The 20,280-nt window shown below is 70.7% G+C and carries 16 protein-coding genes and 1 riboswitch; of the genes, 4 read left to right on the top strand and 12 right to left on the bottom strand.

Annotation, left to right across the window (positions count from 1 at the left end; translation table 11 throughout):
- Positions 1–346 precede the first annotated feature (346 nt).
- The 4 genes from OOK40_RS04485 (at position 347) to OOK40_RS04470 (ending at position 8,290) form a co-directional block, all read left to right on the top strand.
- On the top strand, positions 347–3,526 hold the full coding sequence (locus OOK40_RS04485; RefSeq protein WP_266476640.1) for a bifunctional diguanylate cyclase/phosphodiesterase: 3,180 nt from the start codon (positions 347–349) through the stop codon (positions 3,524–3,526).
- A gap of 71 nt (positions 3,527–3,597) precedes the next feature.
- Positions 3,598–6,873: an amino acid adenylation domain-containing protein gene (locus OOK40_RS04480; RefSeq protein WP_266476639.1), complete on the top strand. Its 3,276-nt coding sequence runs from the start codon at positions 3,598–3,600 to the stop codon at positions 6,871–6,873.
- Positions 6,870–7,658 carry a leucyl/phenylalanyl-tRNA--protein transferase gene (locus tag OOK40_RS04475; protein WP_266476638.1) on the top strand — a complete coding sequence of 263 codons (789 nt, stop codon included), beginning with the start codon at positions 6,870–6,872 and terminating at the stop codon, positions 7,656–7,658. Before OOK40_RS04480 ends, OOK40_RS04475 begins: the two co-directional genes overlap by 4 nt.
- A 218-nt stretch (positions 7,659–7,876) precedes the next feature.
- Complete coding sequence (locus OOK40_RS04470; RefSeq protein ID WP_266476636.1) at positions 7,877–8,290, top strand: cupredoxin domain-containing protein; 414 nt, start codon at positions 7,877–7,879, stop codon at positions 8,288–8,290.
- Between the two features lie 14 nt (positions 8,291–8,304).
- Here OOK40_RS04470 and tgmB read toward each other — a convergent pair whose 3' ends face one another.
- From tgmB to OOK40_RS04410, 12 genes are all read right to left on the bottom strand, one after another.
- The gene (tgmB, locus tag OOK40_RS04465; RefSeq protein WP_266478872.1) at positions 8,305–9,237 is read right to left on the bottom strand and encodes an ATP-grasp ribosomal peptide maturase; all 933 of its coding nucleotides are present in this window, start codon (positions 9,235–9,237) and stop codon (positions 8,305–8,307) included.
- A 10-nt stretch (positions 9,238–9,247) separates the two neighbouring features.
- Positions 9,248–9,460: a putative ATP-grasp-modified RiPP gene (tgmA, locus tag OOK40_RS04460; protein WP_266478869.1), complete on the bottom strand. Its 213-nt coding sequence runs from the start codon at positions 9,458–9,460 to the stop codon at positions 9,248–9,250.
- A 105-nt stretch (positions 9,461–9,565) separates the two neighbouring features.
- A riboswitch (cyclic di-AMP (ydaO/yuaA leader) is annotated at positions 9,566–9,722 on the bottom strand.
- Positions 9,723–9,942: 220 nt separating this feature from the next.
- The gene (locus OOK40_RS04455) at positions 9,943–10,131 is read right to left on the bottom strand and encodes a hypothetical protein (RefSeq protein ID WP_266476634.1); all 189 of its coding nucleotides are present in this window, start codon (positions 10,129–10,131) and stop codon (positions 9,943–9,945) included.
- A gap of 246 nt (positions 10,132–10,377) precedes the next feature.
- Positions 10,378–11,334: a ScbA/BarX family gamma-butyrolactone biosynthesis protein gene (locus OOK40_RS04450; protein ID WP_266476632.1), complete on the bottom strand. Its 957-nt coding sequence runs from the start codon at positions 11,332–11,334 to the stop codon at positions 10,378–10,380.
- 334 nt (positions 11,335–11,668) lie between these two features.
- A complete protein-coding gene (locus OOK40_RS04445; protein WP_266476630.1) occupies positions 11,669–12,145 on the bottom strand; it encodes a flavin reductase family protein in 477 nt (158 codons plus the stop codon).
- A 172-nt stretch (positions 12,146–12,317) separates the two neighbouring features.
- A complete protein-coding gene (locus OOK40_RS04440; protein WP_266476628.1) occupies positions 12,318–13,427 on the bottom strand; it encodes an LLM class flavin-dependent oxidoreductase in 1,110 nt (369 codons plus the stop codon).
- 48 nt (positions 13,428–13,475) lie between these two features.
- The gene (locus OOK40_RS04435; RefSeq protein WP_266476626.1) at positions 13,476–14,741 is read right to left on the bottom strand and encodes an ATP-grasp domain-containing protein; all 1,266 of its coding nucleotides are present in this window, start codon (positions 14,739–14,741) and stop codon (positions 13,476–13,478) included.
- Entirely contained in the window at positions 14,738–16,081 is a 1,344-nt protein-coding gene (locus tag OOK40_RS04430; RefSeq protein ID WP_266476624.1) for a PLP-dependent aminotransferase family protein, read from the bottom strand. Before OOK40_RS04430 ends, OOK40_RS04435 begins: the two co-directional genes overlap by 4 nt.
- 109 nt (positions 16,082–16,190) lie before the next feature.
- Positions 16,191–16,493, bottom strand: coding sequence for a YciI family protein (locus tag OOK40_RS04425; protein WP_266476622.1), 303 nt, complete (start codon positions 16,491–16,493; stop codon positions 16,191–16,193).
- A 39-nt stretch (positions 16,494–16,532) separates the two neighbouring features.
- Positions 16,533–17,288, bottom strand: a complete 756-nt coding sequence (locus OOK40_RS04420; RefSeq protein WP_266476621.1) for an SDR family NAD(P)-dependent oxidoreductase — start codon at positions 17,286–17,288, stop codon at positions 16,533–16,535.
- Between the two features lie 6 nt (positions 17,289–17,294).
- Positions 17,295–18,605, bottom strand: coding sequence for an MFS transporter (locus OOK40_RS04415; protein WP_266476619.1), 1,311 nt, complete (start codon positions 18,603–18,605; stop codon positions 17,295–17,297).
- On the bottom strand, positions 18,605–20,233 hold the full coding sequence (locus OOK40_RS04410; RefSeq protein ID WP_266476618.1) for a transposase: 1,629 nt from the start codon (positions 20,231–20,233) through the stop codon (positions 18,605–18,607). Before OOK40_RS04410 ends, OOK40_RS04415 begins: the two co-directional genes overlap by 1 nt.
- Between the last annotated feature and the right edge of the window lie 47 nt (positions 20,234–20,280).

Raw genomic sequence — 20,280 nt, 5'->3', positions numbered from 1 at the left:
CCGCGTCCTCCATTTTCACGTACGGCGCGGCATCTCGCGACGCGACACGGTATTTCTCCTTGCGCGTTGGGGTATCTCTCCCTGCGCATGCGGGAAATGGCGAGCCGGGTAAGCTGGGTCGAAGACACGTCGATGTCTTGGCGAGAAGGAGCCCGTATACCGGCGACCGAGTGTACCGGTGACTGCGTATACCGGCGATCGTGTTCCCGTGCAACCAGGACCGAATCCCGGCCCCGGAGAGATTCTCCTTTTTCAGCCCGATCCCACGGGCTTCTCCGCCGACGCCCGGTGCCGTTCGCCCAGCTCGGTCCGCCCGACAAGTGGCCCTCCCTGGAGGTGAGTTGGGGTGAACCCGCGACTGCGAAGCCTGGCCGCGATGGCCGCCGTCAGCGCATGCATCATCCTGCTGACGGCGCTCTACTACACATTTCCGCAGCATCGGCTGATCTTCGTAGGAATTGGAGCGCTCGGCGTCATCGGTATTTCCCTGGGTGTCTTTCTCAACCGCCCGGCGCATCGACTCCCCTGGCTGTTGCTCGCCGCGGGAAACTTCGCCTTCGCCGCGGGCCAGGCCACCCAGATCATCCTCATCGACTTGCTCCAGGAGGAGATGCCGTTTCCGTCGATCGCCGACGGCTTCTATCTCGCGGCATATCCGCTCTATGCGGCCGGGCTGCTGGGCTTTGTCCACTGGCGCACGGGGTGGCGCGACCGGGCGAGCCTCGTCGACGCACTGACGCTGACAGTCGGCTTGGCGCTGCTTTCGTGGATCTTCCTCATCGATCCGCTCGCCCACATCGAGGGTATTACCTGGGTGCAGAAGGCGTTCTCCATCGCCTATCCGCTCGGCGACATCCTCGTACTGGCGATGCTGCTGCGCCTGCTCGCCGGCCGTGGCGGCAGGAGCCCTGCGCTCATGCTGCTCACCGCGGGCACCGTCGGCCTGCTCGCCGCAGACGTGGCTTACGGCCTGATAGTACTGAACGGAACGTGGCGCACGGGTAGCGTCGTCGAGCTCGGCTGGGCCGTCCTGTACGGCGCCTGGGCGGCCGCCGCGCTCCATCCGTCCATGCGGTCGCTGACCCAGCCGGTGGCATGGCGCGGTGAGACCGGTGTGGGCCGGCTGAGCCTGCTCACCCTGGCGTCGCTGATCGCGCCGGCCATCCTCCTGATCGAGGCGCTGCGCGGCGTGAGGTCCAATGTCGGCGTCATCGGAGTGTTCTCCGCGGTGCTCTTCGTCCTCGTGCTCTACCGCCTGGCGGGCGTGGCGGCAACCCACCGGCAGGCGGTCGGCCGGGAGAAGGTGCTGCGCATCGCGGTGTCGTCGCTGGGCGGAGCGCGCGACGTGCGGGATGTGGCCGCCTCCGCCCACGCCGCCGTGACGGAGCTGATGCCGCACGGCCCGCCGCGTTCCGCGCTGCTCACCCCGCCGGACAACGCGCTCTGGGTGAACGGGGCGCACAGCGGCGTACACGGGCCCGCGGCCGAACGGGTGACCGCAGCCGTACGGGAACTGACCACGTCCGGCGAGAACCGCCTGGTGCCCCTCGACGGTCTGGGGCCCGATCTCGCCGACTGCCTCACGAGCCAGGACGAGGAGCCGAGCCGCACCGACCAGGCGCTCATCTGCCCCCTCAGCTCGCAGGATCACCCCGCGGGCGATCCGCTGATCGGGGCGCTGATCGTGGCCGGGGACGAGCAGGACCTGCTCGTACTCCGCGAAACGCTGGCGACTCTCGCCGCTCAGACGGCACTTGCCGTGGCACGGGTCGCCCTCGCACAGGAAGTCAACCGGCGCAACAGCGAGGTGTACTTCCGCACGCTGGTGCAGAACGCCTCCGACGTCATCCTGATCCTCGACGACGACGACCGGATCCGTTACGCCAGCCCCTCCGCCGACCAGGTGCTCGGCATTCCGGACCTGGAGGGCACCCTCCTCATCGATCTGGTGCCGCCGCAGGACAGCCGCGGGGTGGTCGAGACACTCGGCCGGATACGGACCCGCGAACACCAGGGCAGGCGCGAGCACTGGCGCATGGTCCGCACCGACCGGGCAACCATCGAGGTCGAGGTGAGGTGGAGCGACCTGCGCGAGGAGGCGACCGTCGGTGGGGTGGTGCTCACCCTTCAGGACGTGACCGAACAGCGCAAGCTCGAACGCGAACTCACCCATCAGGCGTTCCATGACCCGCTCACCGGCCTGGCCAACCGCATCCTCTTCCAGGAACGGGTCAACCACGCACTGGTTCAGGCCCAGCGCGACGGCACAGTGGTCGGCGTGCTCTTCGTCGACGTGGACGACTTCAAGGTCGTCAACGACATACACGGCCACAGCGTGGGCGACGAACTCCTGGTCGCGCTGTCACTCCGGCTGTCGACCACCGTCCGTGCCTCCGACACCGCCGCGCGCATCGGCGGCGACGAGTTCGCACTGCTGGTGGAGGGCTCCATTGGGCCCGAGGGCGTGGAGCGGTTCACCGAAAACGTGATGACCGTGTTCGCCGAGACGTTCCGGCTCAGCGTGGGGCCGGTGAGCACATACGCGAGCATCGGCGTCGCGACGACGGAGGACAGCATCGACTCGGTCGAACTGCTGACACACGCCGATCTCGCGCTCTACGCGGCGAAGACGGCGGGCAAGCGCCAGTGGCGCCGCTACCAACCGGAGCTGCAGAGCGGCATGGCCGAGCGTGCCAAGTTGCAGGAGGGCCTGGACAGTTCGCCGATCGAGACTTCGTTCCTGGTGCTTTACCAGCCCATCGTGGAGCTGGCCAGCGGGCGGATCTCCGGCTTCGAGGCGCTCGTTCGCTGGCCCTCCACGCGCGGCATGGTGCTGCCGGAGCAGTTCATCACGCTGGCCGAGGAGAGCGGACAGATCGTACCGCTCGGCGCCTGGGTGCTCGATCAGGCCGCGGCCGAGGCTGTCCGGTGGCAGGGCTCCGTGCTGCGCGACGGGACGGCCGACCGCATCCAGCCTTACGTCAGCGTGAATGTGTCGCCGCGTCAGTTCCGGGACGCCGAGTTCTACCAGGTGATCCGGCGCGCCCTGGATCTCTCCGGCATCGAACCGTCCTCTCTCGTACTGGAACTGACCGAGAGCGTGCTGATGTACAACGACGAACGCATCCTGGCCGAGATGAGTTCGCTCACCGACCTCGGGATCCGCATCGCGATCGACGACTTCGGAACGGGCTACTCGTCGCTGAGCTATCTGCGTGAGTTCCCGATCTCGATACTCAAGATCGACAAGTCGTTCGTCGACGAACTCGGGCGCTCACCCGAACAGTACGCCCTTGTCGAGGGCATCACCCATCTCGCGGACACACTCGGCCTCACGGTGATCGCCGAAGGAGTGGAGGACGTGAGGCAGCAGGAGTTGCTGACCTCCATTGGCTGCAAGTTCGGTCAGGGATACCTCTTCGCCGAGCCGGTCAGCGCCGAGGAGGCGGAGCAGCTCGTCCTCGCACCGCCGCTCGGCCGCCTGACCGGATTGCCTGAGGAGGCGCCCGCGGAGAGGAAGCGGTGATGGACCCGGCCTCTCCCTCGGGGGGCCCAGGCCGTGCTCCGCAGGACGCCGCGCCAGGCAGGAGACCCAAGGTGACAGAACGCCAGGACGCTCCGGCGGAGTCGGCCGCGCCGTGCGTCGTGCTGCGCAACGACGAGGAGGAGTACGCGATCTGGCCCGCCGATCGCCGGATTCCGGACGGGTGGCGCCGGATCGGCGGACCGGCGTCCGCCGCGGAGTGCGGGAGCCTGGTCGAACACCTGTGGACCGACATGCGGCCCGCGAGCGCCCGCGCCGAGGGGCGGCCTCCGGGTTCCGGGCCGGGCACCGTGCCCGAGCTGGTCCGGGAGCGGGCGCGGGATGAGCCGTCCGCTCTCGCGGTGGTCTCGGACGAGGGCCGGCTCAGCTACGCCGAACTGACCGGCCGCGCCGACCTGCTTGCCCACGAACTGCGGGAGTCGGGCGTCGGCGCGGAGTCCGTCGTCACCGTGTGCCTCGACCGCGAGCCCGAGTTGATCCTCGCGCTGCTGGCGGTACTGAGCTCCGGCGGCGCGTTCCTCCCCCTCGACCCGGCGACTCCGCAGCAGCGGATCGTCGCACTGGTCGGGGAGACCGGTTCACGCCACATTGTCTCGAGCCGTGAGCACGCCCCGTTGTTCGCCGGGTGCGAGGCGCGGATCGTCTACGCCGGGGAACAGGCCACGCAGGCGCCTCTGGAGGGAATTCCGCCGGCACGCGGCCCCCGGCCGGACGACCTCGCCTACGTGATCTACACCTCCGGATCCACCGGGCCCCCCAAGGGGGTGATGATCACCCATCGGTCGCTGGCCCACTCCCTCACCGCGGTGTCCCGGGCGTACGAACTGAGGCCCGGCGACCGGGTGCTGCACGCCGCGGCGCTCGGCTTCGACACCTCGCTGGAACAGGTCTTCGCCACACTGACCAGCGGCGCGACGCTCGTCCTCGCGGGAACACAGACGTGGGCACCCACCGACCTGCTGCACCGCCTCCCCGAGCACGGGATCTCCGTCGCCGACCTGACCCCCGCCTTCTGGCACCGGATCGTCTCCGTCGCGGACCGCGGCGAGATCCTCGCGTCGCTGAGGCTCGTCATCGTCGGCGGCGAGATCGTCACCGCGAAGGACTGCCGCGCCATTCTGCGCCGGATCCCCGGCGCGCGGCTCGTCAACGCCTACGGGCTCACCGAGACCACCATCACCTCCACGCTCTGCGACCTGAACGAGGAGGTGCTCGCGGCGCCGGACACCGCCGTAGCCCCGATCGGAAGGGCCCTGGAGGGGAGTCACGTCCACGTGCTCGACGCCGAACTGCGCCCGGTGCCGGCGGGCGAGCGCGGCGAGATCTACATCGGCGGCCCGGGGCTGGCGCGCGGTGTCTGGCGGCAACCCGCCCTGACCGCACAGCAGTTCCTGCCCGACCCGCACGGCTCCGCGCCGGGCGACCGGATGTATCGCACCGGGGATCTGGGCCGCCGGCGCCCGGACGGCAACCTGGAAGTCCTGGGCCGGGTCGACGACCAGATGAAGATCCGCGGATTCCGGGTCGACCCGGCCGAGATCGAGGCCGCGCTCGTCTCCCACCCGGAGATCGGCCAGGCGATGGTGGTGGCCCGGGCGCGCGACAACGGCGACCGGCACCTCATCGCGTACTACACGCCGGCCGCACAGCCGGCCGGCGGCGAGGCGGCGCTGCGCACGCGGCTGCGGTCGGCACTCGCCGAGGTCCTGCCGGGCTACATGATCCCGGCAGCCTTCCACGCGGTGGAACAGCTGCCCGTCGCGCCCAGCGGAAAGCTCGACCGCAAGGCCGTGCCGGAACCCAAGACCGCGGTGACGACGCCCACCGCCGACGACCGCCCGGTGCCGCAGGGGATGGCCCAGTTGTGGGGCCAGATCCTGGGTGTTGAGTACGTCCGTCCGCACGACGACTTCTTCGAGCTGGGCGGCAACTCGCTGCTGGCCATGGAGATGCTCGCCCGGACCCGCGTCATCTTCGGCATCGGCGTCACACAGATCCGCGAGCTGACCCGCTCGCTGCTGCAGCAGCCGATGCTCGCCGCTTTCACCGAGTCCGTGCGCCAGGCACGTGCCGGCACACTGGCCCATCCGGAAGGCGGGAGCGTCGACTTCGCCGCCGAGACCGCTCGGAGCATGCCGCCGATAGGCCGTGACGCGCCGGCTCCGCACCCTGAGCGCCCCGGCGACGTCCTCCTCACCGGGGCGACGGGGTTCTGCGGCGCGTACATGATCGACGAGCTGCTGCGCAGGACGACGGGGCGGATCCTGTGTCTGGTCAGGGCTTCCGACGACCTCGACGGTATGGAGAGGATCCGCGCGAGCCACAAGCGGTACGTCCTCAGCGATCTGTCCAGCGAGCGTGTCCAGCCGGTCGTCGGCGACCTGGCCAAGCCCGGACTGGGGCTGCCTCCCGGCCTGTTCGAGGAGCTGGGGTCGACCATCGACGCCGTCTACCACTTCGGCGGCCAGGTCAACTTCATCTACCCGTACCACGAGTTGCGCGCGGCCAATATCGAGGGAACATACGAGATCATCCGCCTCGCCGCCGACAGGGCCGTCCCCGTCCACTTCACGTCCAGCATGGCGGTGCTCGCCGGATTCGGGCCGGCCGGGGTGCGCGAGGTGACAGAGAGCACGCCGCTGCAGTTCCCGGACTATCTGTCGGTGGGTTACGTGGAGGCCAAGTGGGTCGGCGAGGCGCTGCTGCAGAAGGCGTCCGATGCGGGCCTTCCGGTCGCCATCTACCGCCTGATGGACATCACGGGCGGCAGCGGAACCAGCGTGATGAACACCAGCAGCGAGTTGGCCGCCCTCTTCGGCTTCATCGCGCGGACCGGGCTGTGCCCCGACGTCCGGCTGCCGCTGGACTTCCTGCCGGCCGACCACCTCGCCCGCGCAATCGGACACATCTCCACCCACCATCTCGCTCGCGGCGAGGTCTACCACCTCAACAACCCCCGTCCCACGCTGCTGCATTCGCTCGCCGAGCGCCTGCGCCAGCGCGGTTACCCGGTCCAGGAGATCCCCTACGCCGAGTGGATCGCCGTTCTGGTGAAGTACGCGGCCGGGCACCCCACCGACCCGATAACCCCGTTCGTCCCGCTCTTCGTCGACCGTTGCAGCCGCGCCGACATGACCGTGAGCGAGATGTACTTCCAGGGCGTTTTCGCGGAGTTCACACGCGACAACGCGGAACGGGCGCTGACGGACGCCGGGATCGACATTCCGCCGGTGGACGCGGAGATGATGGACCGTTACATCGACTACCTTTCCCAGGCCGAATACGTCCGGCCCGGGATCAACCAAGGGCACGGAGCATCGCAGTGGTGAACCGATGCCCCGACTGGGAGGCGCTGGACGTACGCAAAGCGGCGCCCGACGGTCCGGTGGCCTTCTCCGCCGACCTCAGTCCCGCCGGCCTCCTGGCGGCATACCGCGCCGGGGTCTATCCGTTCCCGGCATCCGACGAGTACACCCGCATCCTCAATGAGGTGGTCTTCGCCGAGCAGGTCGAAGAGGGCCGCATCCCGCTCGTGGGGGAGGAATCGGCTGATCCCTACGCCGTCTCCTGGTGGTCGCCCGACCCCAGGCCGGTGCTGCCCGTCTCGGCCGCGCACCTCAGCCGGAGCCTCGCCCGCAGGCTGCGCAACCAGCTGCCGTGGTCGACCAGCCTGGACCAGAGGTTCGAGCAGGTCGTCCGCGAATGCGGCGCCGATCGCGACCCTCTGTGGCTCACCGAAGAGCTGATCGCAAGCCTGATCCGCCTGCAGGAGCTGGGGCATGCCCACAGCGTCGAGGTGTGGGAGAACGGCGATGTGGTCGGCGGCGTCTTCGGCCTCCAGGTCGGATCGGTCTTCAGCATGGACTCGATGTTCTTCCACCGTCCCGGTGCCTCGAAGGTCGCGGTGTCCGACCTCGCGGAGCGCTTCGCACAGGCGGGCGGCGTGCTGCTCGACGCGCAGCGGGACAGCCCGCACGTCCGCGGCCTGGGCGCCCACCTCGTACCGCGCGAGCAATACGTGCGGGACCTGCGCGGCGCCGCGCCGGGCAGCCTCCCGATACCGACCGCCACCTTGCCGGCCGGCCGCCTCGCCCAGCCGAGGGGACCGGGCTGACCGCGCCCGTCGCGTCGCTCGCCCATTGGGTGAACCATGTCGGCGCTCCCCCGCCCGCCCGGGATGAAGCGCGACTCCCGTCGGCATTCAGGTGAACGGCACCGCGACTGGCGGTACCGCCCTGGCGAGCGCCACCGAGGACGGCGAACCTGAATGCGGCGGCCGATCACCAGCCGCGCCCAGACCACGGCATCCCTCGTCGGAAAGGTCCGCCCGGCATGTCCCTCACCTATCCGGACCGGGTCCACACCGCCCTCAGGGTGGGCGGAGCCTGTGTCCTGCTTGCCCTGGCCGGATGTTCGAGCAACGGCGACGGCAACGACACCGCCACCCCCGCCACCACCAGCGCCTCATCCGCCCCAAGCACCTCCAACGTCGGCGCAGCTCACATCTCGATCAAGAACTTCACCTTCATCCCGGCGACACTTCAGGTGCGCCCCGGAACGAAGGTCATCGTCGAGAACCAGGACTCGGTCACGCACACCCTGACCGCCACCGGGGACAAGCCATTCGACACCGGCGACATCGATCCCGGCGAAACAGCCACCTTCATCGCTCCGTCCACATCCGGCAGCTATCCCTACATCTGCACCATCCACACGAACATGAAAGGCACCCTCACCGTGAGCTGACGCCCCGGGTCGGCTCACACCGCAGGACCCAGAGCCAGCCAGGCTGCGACGGCTTCGGCGATGGGCTGACCGGTCTCCAGTTGGACGAAGCCGAACTGCCCTCCCTGATTGCACTCCAGGAACCACCAAGTGCCGTCACCGTCCTCAGCGAAGTCGAAGGCGCCGTACGCGAGCTGGGCGAGGGACATGTAGGCGCCGACCGCCTTCGCGATGCGGGTGGGTACTTCGGCCGGAGCCCAGGCACCGCCGTTGTCGGTGAAACGCCAGTCCACCTCGTCCGGGTCGGACGCCCTCCGCGCGGCGAACAGCTCGTCCCCCACACAGGTCAGCCGGATGTCCGCGCGCTTGGGCACGCGCTGCTGCAGGAGCGTGGGGCCGGCGGTCACCGCGTCGAAGTCGGCGTCCGGCCCGACGGGGGTGGTGGGCAGTGCCAGCGCCGGGTCGCCCGGATGCGCTCCCGAAACCGGCTTCACGACGAGGTCCGGGTACTGGGCGGCGAACTCGCGTGCAACCCGCGGAAAGCCGGTGATCAGCGTGGGGGGTACGGCGAAGCCGCTGCGGTGGGCGACGCGCAGCTGCCATGGTTTCCAGCGGGCTTGCGCGGCGGCCGCCGGGTGGTTCATCCAGCGCACGCCCGTGCAGTTCAGCGTTCCGTACAGGGCCTGTTCGGCCTCGGCGGTGAGCCATGCGGACTCATGGGCGGCACGCGCTGCCGGACGGCCGGGCCTGCGTACCCATACCGAGCGCAGTCCGCTCATGCTCACCACACGACCACCGGCCGACAGGTGCCCGTCGAAGTCGCCCCGCACGTATTCGGCAGACAGGGCAACCTGGCCAGGGAGGTCGGCAGGGTCCAGGCGTACGACCGGGACTCCCGCATCATCCAGGACGGACACCACCATGTCCGCGGTCACGTCCTCCTCGCAGGTCAGTACGAGCACGGTCATGGGGCGGCCGTCAGTCATCGAAGTGCGTTTGGGAACCGGCGGTGGACGTGGTGGTGCCGCACGCCAGCAGCAGGTCGCGGTCGCTGATGGCCGGGCGCCCATCGGGCAGGACGTTCAATTGACGCAGGGGGTCATAGGCGTAGGGGACCACGGCCGGGGGGCTCACGGCGGGACGGGCGTAGTTCAATGCGAACGGTCTCCCGTCGCGGCCCGTCGAGACCACGGTGCCGCCGGTTGCTGCGGTTTCGGCGTCGGTGGGGCCGTCGAGGCGGCGGGTGGTGGCGTGGGGGTGTGGGACGCGGTGTCTTCCGACTGCAGATATCACGGTGGCTCCTACTCCGAACGCCTGCGAGGTGAGCTGTCGGGTTCGGGCTGGAGAGTTGCCCGGCCGTGGTTCTCACGGCTTCACCCCAAGCCGCCCGGGTACGTGTTGTCCCGTACGGCGCAAGTGGGTCCCCCGCTCCTGCCTGCGGTGTGGTGATGTGCTGCCGCGCGCCGGGGGCAGGATTCGGCGGTCCGGCCACGCGGTGTTCGACTTCTCCGAACGCCGTGCACGTTAGGGGGACCTTGCGTTCGAGCACAAGGTCTCCACAAGCGGACTCACATCAACTGGCTTTTCCTACAGGGGAGTTCGTGATAGGTACGCCCAGTACCCCCGGTAAGAGGGGATGCGTGCATGCGTTTGCGTGTCAGCAATCCAGGCTGCTATGACGGTGCCGACCCGTGACGACAGCGCGTCTGGCGGGCGGCAATCGGCTGCGTCCCGCGCGGCGGCTGGGTGAAGTGGCGGGCGGCGGCCAGGAGAAGAAGCGCCAGGGCGGCCGGTGCCGCGTAGGCGAGACGGAACTGGCCGGTGGAGCCGAGGAGCCCGCTCACGGCGCCACCGATGACCACGCCGACGTAGTTTCCAACGCGCGGAGGCTCCACCCCGGTGCGGGGGCGGGCTGAGGCGGTGCACCGCTTCGAGGCCGGCGGCACTGCTGCGATGGCGGATGCGCTTGGTGTTTTGAACACCAAGCTGAGCGTGAGGAACTGCACGACCAACGCCCACCGACCCGCACCCAACACACCACCCGCGCTACCGAGCTCATAGTCACCCACCCGGCTGCGCCCCACCGCCGGGAGCACCAGGGCGCGTACTCAGTCACACAGACTCGCCACCACCAGGCTGTCGAAGGCCAGGCGGCCGGACTGCCAGGCGGTGACCCGGAGGGCGGCGTCCTCGCTCGCGTCCTGCGCGGGGAGCCGCGTCGCGGAGATGTGGCAGGGGGCGGACAGGCTCAGGGGGAAATGGAAGGCGCTGCGCAGTTCCACGGGGAGTACGCGGTACGGGGCGCAGGCCGCCTGGACGGCCTGGCGGGCGGCCTCCAGAAGGACCATCCCAGGGATCTCGTCGGTGGGGTGGTTGAAGAGCACCGGGTGTCCGGGGTCGATCCGCAGGTCCCAGACCAGCCCCCGGCGGGCACCGGCGGAGCCGGGGACGCCGAGGACGACGTCGCGTTCGTCGAACCGGCCCACGATCGCCGGCGGGACGGGGTCGGGCAGCGGCGGGTACCCGCCGCCCTCCCCTGCGGCGGGGTCGCGGGGAGCCGTCGTGTGCAGGGTCAGCCGTCCGGCACCGGCGAAGTCGCCGCCGCGCAGCAGGTCGGCCTCCAGCGTGAGCGCGGTCGGGGTGCCGTGGCGATGCCGTACGTCCGTGGCCGCGACGTCGAGGCGTACCTCGGCGGGGCGGGTGCCGAGCAGAATGGCACCCGGCACGACCTCGAACTCCAGTTCTGCGATGGTGAAGTCATGGTCCGCCGGGACTCCGTAGTACGTCTGCCCGACCAGGACGGACGCCTGCCGCAGTGACTCGGCGGCGAGCAGGGGGTCGTACCAGGTACCGGCGATGGGCGCGTAGAAGTGGTGCCCGCGCGGCCACTGCGCGCCCAGCCGAAAGGCGTCGGGGCCCAGCCGCCGCCAATCCGTGATCAGTACCTCGGCCACCGCGCTGCGGTCGACGAGATGGCGTGGGGCGGTCCGCACGAAGTGGAGGTCGGCGTCGTCCCTGGCATCCGGCGGCAGGGGCGCGGTGAGTGTGGGATCGGTGAGGGACACGCAGGTTGCCTTTCTGGTGGGCGTCGACGCGGGGCATGAACCGGAACCGGTGCGGATGCCAGGCCGGGGGGACAGGGCCGGGCCGAGGACGCCGGTGGCCTCGGCCCGGTGGACGGGAGGAGTCAGGCGGTGACGGGCGGCCGTCGGCCGTGTCCGGCACCGAACCGGATCGCCGGACACCGCTGGCCCCCCGGATCGCCGGCCCGAGACCGGGACCGCACCGGACCGCCGGCTCAGGGGGGCGAAGCCGGGGCGGGTGCCGGGGCCGACCGCCAAGCCACCACACCAACCGAACCGGCCGAACCAACCCGAAACGCGTCGGTGTTCGTTCGTCTCAGGCCGCTGCCAGGGCCGTGAAGCGGCCGGCGTGGAACACCAGGGGGTCCGCCTGTTCGGTCAGGGCGCCCTCCAGGGCCTCGGCGATGACCAGTTCGTGGTCGCCCGCCGGATGGACCGTGGTGATGCGGCAGTCCAGCCAGCCCAGGCCGTCGGCGGGGATGGGGTGCCCGGCACGGGTCGTCGACCAGTCGCCGGCGGCGAAGCGGTCGGCGCCCTTCGTGCTGAACAGGCGGCAGAGTTCCGCGTGCCGGTCGCCGAGGATCGTCACCGCGAAGGAACCGGTGTCGCGGATGGCCGGCCAGGTGGAGGAGGTGTCCGCGGCGCACAGGGCGACCAGCGGGGGGGTCAACGAGACGGAGGTGAAGGAGTTGACCGCCATGCCCTTGGGGCCCTCGGCCGTGTCTGCGGTGACCAGTACCACTCCCGTGGTGAACCGGCCGAGTATGTCGCGGAACGAGCGTTGCTCCAGCATGAGTTCTTTCCGATCGGGTGGGGCGCCCGGCCGGGCCGAGGAAACGGCCCGGCGTGACGTGGCGTGAGTGACGTGATTGACGGCGGGGCGGCGAGGAGGACTTCCGGAGCGCGTCGGCCGTACCTCCGCCAGCCGTGCCGACGCGGCCTGCCTCCTCGGGCCCCCGGCCCGCCTACTTCTTGCGGCTGGCGATCGCGAAGTCCACCGCCTCCTGCGGGCGCGCCGCCGAGCCGGTGATGCGCGGTGCGACATGGCGGGCCAGCAGTTCCATGCTGCGGTTGGTCTTCTCCCAGGACGTCCAGTCGGCGACGTAGACGAGCAGCGTGCCGAAGCCGCCGGTGATCTCGTGGAGGCGCTCGATGCCGGCGACCACGTCGTCCACAGAGCCTACGAGCGCGCCGCCCGCCTCGACCCGGGCCTCCAGCGCCTTCTCGCGCGGCACTTCGGGGCTGAGGACGTCACGCCCGGCCGCCTTGCCGAAGTACTCGAACAGCCAGCGATCGTAGCCCTCGCGGACGTCCGCGTACGCCTCCTCGCGGGTCTCCGCCACATGCACCGGCAACGCGATGCGCCACTTGTCGCGGTCCAGGGTCTGCCCGTGCTCGGCGGCGGCCTCCTCCGCGTACTTCCACTGGTGGGCGAGGTTGATGTGCGCGGGCGCGCCCGGCGTGAGCAGCGCGAAAGGGAGCGCGAACGAGGTCATGCTCAGCCCGTACTGGCCGATCAGGCGCGGGCTGGACTGCGAGGTCCCGGAGGTGGCGACGGCGACCTCGATGCCCTGCGGGCTGAACCGGGGCAGCTGGAGCTTGGCGTCGCGCAGGTCGAACCAGTCGGTCTGCTTGGTGATCCGCTCGTCACCGTTGACGAGTTCCAGGACCGTCGGCAGGGCCTCCTCCAGGCGGCGGCGCTGCACCGGCTGCTCCAGGCCGAACATCTTCGCGTCGAAGGGCACGCCAGGGCCGACGCCCAGGATGTAACGGCCGCGCGTGAGGTGGTCGAGGTGGACGGCGCGGCTCGCCACGTGGAAGGGGTGGTGGCCGGAGAGCGGTACGACACCGTGGGCCAGCTTGATCTGGGTGGTTCGCTGCGAGGCGGCGGCTATCAGCGTCTCGGGCGCCCCGACCAGACCCCAGCCCAGCGTGTGGTGCTCACCGAACCACGCCTCGTCGAAGTTGAGGTCGTCGACGTACTCGACGAGGTCCAGGTTCCGGCGGATCGCCAGGTGCGGGTCCTGGCCGGTCTCGTGGACGGGGGACAGGAAGAGACCGATACGGCTGTGCATGACAGAAGCCTCCGGGGAAGTAAGTCGTAAGAGGGGAAAGAACGATGGTCAGGCGACGCGGTACACCGCGTCCTTCAGCGAGCGGACCTTCTCGTAGTCGGCCGTCAGGGTCGTGTCGTCCGGTGCCGTGAAGAACACGCGCAGGGAGCTGGTCAGCAGGTCGACCGTCGGCTTGATCCGGGCACCGGGTCCGAACTTGACCGCCGTGAAGAACACGCTCTCCAGGGACCGGATCTCCGCCACGGCCGTCTCGTCGACGGACTCCACGACACCGTCCAGCTCGGTCGGGGTGTTGTAGACGACGGCGGGCTGCAGCCGGGCGTACGTCCGGCCGGCGTACTCGGCGCGGAACTCGCCGGGCCGGGTGTACGCCCGCGCCGTGAGCGCCGCCTGGTTGTGGCCGAGGCACACGTCGTGGAAGGGCGCGTTGATGTTGCCGTTGAGACGGGTGCCGATCTCGACCAGGACGGGGCCCTCGTCGGTGACGATGACCTCGGCGTGGGCCGGCCCCCAGGCGACGCCGAGCGCGGCGAGGACCTCGTCGACATACGAGGTGAGGGCGGCGACCACCGGGTTGTCGTCCGGGTCGGCGAGGAGGTCGCGGTTGTAGATGTTCTTGCCGGACGGCAGCAGCGTCTTCTCGTACTCCCAGACGCCGCAGACGTACCGCTCGCCGCCGCAGCTGACCGTGTCGACGATGTACTCGGTGCCCTTGAGGTAGGACTGCACGAGGATCTCGGTGTTGGCGAGGCCGAACATGTTCGGGGCGTCGAGGACGGTCCGGGCGGCGGCGCGCACCGCGTCGGGGCCGTCGCAGACGAAGACGCCGTCGGAGGCCGCCGAGCTGAGCGGCTTGACGACGACCGGGTAACTTCCGTGATCTTCAGCCCAGTTCACCGCCGCGTCCGGGTCGTCGGTCTTGAACTGCCGCGCGCAGCGCACCCCGGCCCGGCGCAGCGTCTCGATCATCTCGTACTTGTCGCGGCGGGCCGGCGACAGCGCCGAGCCGTTGGAGGGGACGCCGACCGCCTCGCTCAGCCGGTCGGCGAGCGGCACGGACGACTCCTGCCCGGCGATCACACACACGGGTCCGAAGGCGCGCAACCGCTCGACAAGGGCGGCCTCGCCGCCGTGGCCGACGATGTTCTCCTTGTACGCGGTGAGGTCCGGCGGCGCCATCGCCGGGATCAGCTCCGGGGTGGACTGGATGTGGACGACGTCCGTGCCGTACGCGGCGAAGGCGGCGGGGTAGAAGTTGCCGGAGGAGTAGCCGTCGACGATGACGGCGACGGGGCGGGTGGGTGTGCTGCTCATGAGGTGGCCTCCGAGGTGGACGTGGACTCGTCCTCGATGAAGCGGGCCAGGCGGGTGATGCCCTCGCGGATCGCGGCGGGGGTGAGGTTGCTGAAGCCGAGGCGCAGGGCGCGTTCGCCGCCGCCTTCGAGGTGGAACATGCTCATCGGCGCCCAGCTGACGGCGTAGTCGCGGGCCGACCGCTCCATGGCAACCAGGTCGGCCTCGAAGGGCACCTCGACGACCAGGAAGAAACCGCCGCGCGGCCGGTTCCAGCGCACCCCGTGCTCGGCGTACCGCTCGGGTGGGAAGTGCTCGGCGAGGGCGTCGAGGGTGGCGGCGAGCCGTTCCTGGTAGACGGCGGCCAGGTCGCGGGTGGCGGAGCGCAGGTCGTGGCCGGCGTCGACGAGGATGCCGCCGATCGCCGCCTGGGAGAGCGACGACGAGCCGACCGTGAACATCGCCTTGGCCTTGGAGAGCTCCTGGGCGAGGGTGCGCCGGGCGCCGTCCTCGCCGACCACTTCGCGGTCGCCGACCAGATAGCCGAGCCGAGCGCCGGGGAACGCGGACTTGGCGAAGGAACCGAGGTAGACGACGTCACCCCGCGTGTCCAGGGACTTCAGCGTGGGCAGCCGCTCCTCGTCGCTCGCGAACAGCCCGTACGGGTTGTCCTCCAGGATGGTGAACCCCTCCTCGGCGGCCAGCGCGAGCAGCCGCCGCCGTGCCTCCAGCGGTACGACCGTGCCGGACGGGTTGGAGAAATCGGGGACCAGGTAGAGCGCGGCGGGCCGCTTGCCCTCGGCGCGCACGGCGCGCACGGCGGCGGCCACGGCCTCCGGTTCGAGCCCGTTGGGCCCCTCGGTGATGCCCTTGACGGGGATGTCCAGCATGCGGGCGGCCCCGCGTATGCCGACGTACGCCGGGGACACGGACAGCAACACATCGTCGGGCGACCGGAACAGCCCCCGCAGGGCGACGAGCGCCGCCTCCTGGAAGCCGTGCGTGATCATGACGGCCTCGGGCGCGACATCGATGTCCTCGTCCCTGGCGAGCATCAACGCGACTTCCTCCTGGATGAACCCGTTGACGGGTCCGTACTGGAAGTGCAGCCGGGTGATGCGCTGTTCGGGCACCCCCTTCTCCCGCAGATGCGCGATATAACGGTCGACGTAGTACGAGAGCTTCGCGAGGTCGTGGGTGCCGTCGTGGGGCGCCCCCGACGAGAACGACAACGCTTCGGGAAACCTCATCGCCGTCTCGCTGAGCAGGCGCATCGAGTCCATACCCGGATCGACGATGCCGACGTGCAGCGCTTCACGGCGCAGGGGTGTGGCAGCTTGCTGAACTGGCGTCACGAGCACGTCAGTTGGTCCTTTCGGGTAAAGTCACTTCGCGAAAGCGGGGGTCTGGGGACGCGGCCCCCGGGGGCGGGAATGGGTAGGGGTGGCGGGGGGCGAAAAACCCTCGGGCTCAGGCCACTGCCTGACGCTGCCCCGCAACCCACGTCCCCTTACCAGGCGCCCACTGCCGGATACGGATGTGGCAGACGATGCCGCCCGTGACGTAGGGCTCGGCGTCCAGAATCCGCTGCAACGCGTCACGGTCCTCGGCCTCGTAGACCAGCAGACCGCCGTTGGTGTCCTGGAGCGGCCCGCCGAGCAGCAGCACACCGCTGTCGGTGAGGGCCCGCAGGTAGTCGGTGTGGGCGGGGTGCAGATGCTCCCGGCCCGCACGATCGACGTTGTACTCGAACTCGACGACGAACTTCGCCATGGAAACCTCCGGTGTCACGATGGGGGGCGGGGGCGGGACTCACATGTAGAGGCCGCCGTTGATGTCGATGACGGATCCGGTCGAGTAGCCGGCGCTCTCCGAGCAGAGGTGGAGCACGCTGCCGACGGCCTCGGCGACGGTGCCGTAGCGGCCCGTCGGCAGCTTGGCCAGGACGGCCGCCTGCTGCGCCGGATCGCGCCGCCCGAACGCCCCCGCGACCCGCTCGGTGGCGATGGGCCCGTGCGCGACAACGTTGACGACGACCCCGGTCGGGGCGAGCTCGTACGCCATCTGCTTGGTCATGCCGATGACTGCGGCCTTGGCCCCGACGTACGCGGCGTTGTTGAAGTGGCTGTACGTACGGCCGCCCGCCGAGGCGAAGTTGACGATGCGTCCGTAGCCATCGGCGGCCATGCGCGGGGCACACACCTTGACCGCGATCCAGCTGCTGACCACGTTCTCCAGGAACGACTGGTCGAAGTGGTCGGTGGTGAGGTCGGCGTAGCCGATGACCCGGGTGTCGCCGCCGACGGCGTTGACGAGGATCGAGGGGGCGAACCGGTCGACGATGTCGGTCAGTTGGCGTTCCGCCGACGGGATGTCGGTGATGTCACCGACGACGGCCTCGACCTTCGTGATCTGCCCCAGCTCCTCGGCGAGCCGGCCCACGGCCTCCGGGTCCCGGTCGAAGAGGACGAGCGTGTGGCCCTCCTCGGCGAGCTGGCGCGAGACCTCCTTGAGGATGCCGCCGGCGGCTCCGACGAGAAGTGCGGTGCGGGGGGTGGGTGCGGACATGTGGGATCACCTTGTCTTTGTGGTCAGGGATTCTTCGGTGGCGGTCGCTCGGGGGACGGCTTCCGGCTCCGGGAAGGGGGCGGGCGCGGGGACGGCCTTCGACGCGGGGACGGCGTCGGGCTCGGGGTCGGTCTTGGTCGCGAACCCGGTCAACCTCGGCAGCAGCGCGAAGCCGAGTGTCACGGCCAGGCCCAGGCCCAGGACGGACAGCCACAGCGATCCGTAGCCGTGGGCGTGGGCGAGGGCCAGTCCGGCGGGGCTGCCGACGACGAACGCGGCGTTCCAGGCGAAGAAGTACGAGCCCTGGTAGGTGCTGCTGCGTCCGGCGGGGGCGCGGTCGGCGATGAAGGTCGCGGACATGGGGGCCCACAGCACCTCGCCGAGTGTCCAGACGACGGTGGCGAGGGTGAAGGTGACCATGCCGTCGGCGAAGGCGTTGACGCCGAAGCCGAGGGCCATGAACCCGGCGGCCAGGATCAGCGGCACATGGGCGCGCATCCCGCCGACGAGGCGGGGGACGAGCGGCAGCAGCAGGACCGACAGTACGGCGTTGACGGCGAGCACGAACCCGATGTCCCCGGCGGTCAGCCCGCTGTCCCGCATGTCCAGCGGCAGCGCGGAGTTGACCTGAAGGTAGATGCAGGCCAGCAGGAAGGTCAGCAGGAGGAAGCCGACCAGGACGGGGGTGCGGAACGGTTCGGCGATGCCGCGCGCGGCCGACTTCAGGGCGGCCGCGGCCCCGGCGGGCCGGTCGGCGTCCCGCGCGGACGGCGGGTCGGCGGGCACCGCGAACACCAGGGCCGCGTAGACGAGGCTGGAGGCCGCCCAGACCACGAACAGGGCGCCGGGGCTGACTTCGAGGAGGAACCCGGAGACGACCGGGCTCAGCGACATCCCGATGTTGAAGCCGACGAGGAAGAGGCTGTACGCCTTCGAGAACTGCTCCTGCGGAACGATCGCGGAGATCAGCCCGGCCCCGGCCGGCCGGTCCACGGCCGACAGGAACCCGGTGATCAGCGACAGCGCGCACAACGCGACGACATGGTCGGCGACGGCAAACAGCAGGGCCATCGCGGCGGCCACCGGCTGGGCGGCGACGATGGTCCGGCGCGGCCCGATCAGATCGGCAAGTGCCCCTCCCACCAGCCCGGACAGCACGACACCGGCGCCGAAGAGTCCGACGACGAGCGGGGTGGTGCCGGGGGCGACGAGGCCGTCCTGCTCCAGGTAGAGGACGAGGAAGGCGGGGGCGAGCGTCCCGAGCCGGCTGACGGTCTGCCCGAACCACAGCAGCCAGAACGCTTTGGGAAGGGCCATCAGGAGCATCCCGTTCGTGTCGGAGAGGTGGGGGTCCGCGAGGGTGGGGGCGCGGGGGGTGGTGGGAAGAGTGGGGGTGCGGAGTGCAGGGCTGGGGGCGCCGAGTGCCTGGCGGGGGAGACCGAAGGCTGCGTGGGAGCCGTCGAGGGCAGCGGAGGCCGTGTCGAAGCCGACGGGAACCGCGTCGGAACCGCGGGAGGCCGCGTCGAAGCCGTAGAAGCCCGCGAGGGAGCTGTCGAACCCCGCCCCGGAGCCCCGGCACTCCGCGTCGGCGCCGCACCGCTTCGTGCCCCGCGCGGCGGTCGGCCCGCCATCGGTCCACGTGAGGCGGGGGCCGGGTTGCCCGGCGGCGCGGTGGCGGAGCCGAGGGTGCCGTAGGCGAAGGCGGCGGAGACCAGCGTCATGTGGTGGTGCCAGCCGGGGTACGAACGCCCCTCGAAGGCATGCAGCCCGAAGTCCTCGGCCAACCGCTCCACCGTGTCGACGGCCTCCGTGTGCAGCCGGGCCAGCGCCAGCACCTCAGGCGCCGGCCGGTCCACGAGATCGGTGAGCCAGACCCGCACGCCATCACCGGAGGCACCGCCCCCCTCCCCCCAACGCTCGCAGACCAGCCGGAGGGCGACGGGGATGCCGGGGAGGCGGACCACCCCCGTCGCCACGGCCGCCGGTCCCGGCGCGAGGGCCAGGTCCGGCTCGGCCGCCGCCGGGGGGTGCAGCGGCGACCGGCCGTGATGGGCTGCGAGCAGATTCCGCGCGGTGACGGCACGCGCCCGCGCCCCGGACGTACCGGACGCGGTACGTCCGGCCGCACCCGAGGCAGCCCGACCGTACGCACCGAACACGACGCGCCCGGCCACACCGCCCACCACCCGGTCCGGAAGCACGACAAGGTCCCCGGGCACCGCCACGACGAACCGCCGCCGCCGGGCGACCAGCCCGCACACCAGCGCGCCGGAGTCCGCGAAGCCGACCAGGTCGGCGACGACCGGCACCCCGTGCAGGTCCGGGTCCGGCAGGCCCCGGCCGACCTCGTCGACCAGGTCCAAGGCCTGCGCCTCGGCCGAGTCCTGGGCGCCGGAGGCGGTCTCGGGGACGCGGGCCCGGCCGCGTACCTCCGGGTCCTCGGACCACGCGCCGGGCAGCAGCAGACGCCAGTCGACGGGGACCGTCGCGTCGTCCGTGGCGAGGAACGCGCCGACGCCGACCTGGCAGTTGACGGTACGTCCGTCCTGCGGGACGAAGCGGCGGTGCACCCCGCAGGAGCGGTCGCCGCGCTTGGGCAGCACCGCCGGGCCTAGGACCAGGGCGCGGGGCCGGGACCGCCGTACGACCCAGTCGGCCAGGCGGGCGCGGACCGGCGCCCAGTCCCAGGGGCTGGCGTTGACGAACTGGTGCAGGGCCTGGGCGGCCGTGGTCGAGTCGGACACGGAGGCCGCGAGCCGCCGTACCGTCTTGCGACCCGGCGTCACCAGCAGGCCACGCGTGTAGATATGGGCCCATTTGCGCTGGTCGGCACGGGGCAGCCGTTCGAAGATCTCCGCGACGAAGGCGTCGAGGGCGGGGCGGTTCGCGGCGGAGCCGACCACCGTCCGGGCCGGCTCGGGAGCCACCATGGACAAAGTCCCCATGACGCGTCCCCTTTCCTCTGAGCTGTGCGCAGTTGGGCGGGCCTCGC

Origin of the sequence: Streptomyces sp. NBC_01481, assembly GCF_026339995.1 — a bacterium.
Taxonomy (GTDB): domain Bacteria; phylum Actinomycetota; class Actinomycetes; order Streptomycetales; family Streptomycetaceae; genus Streptomyces.
This window is presented reverse-complemented; position numbering and strand designations above follow the sequence as displayed.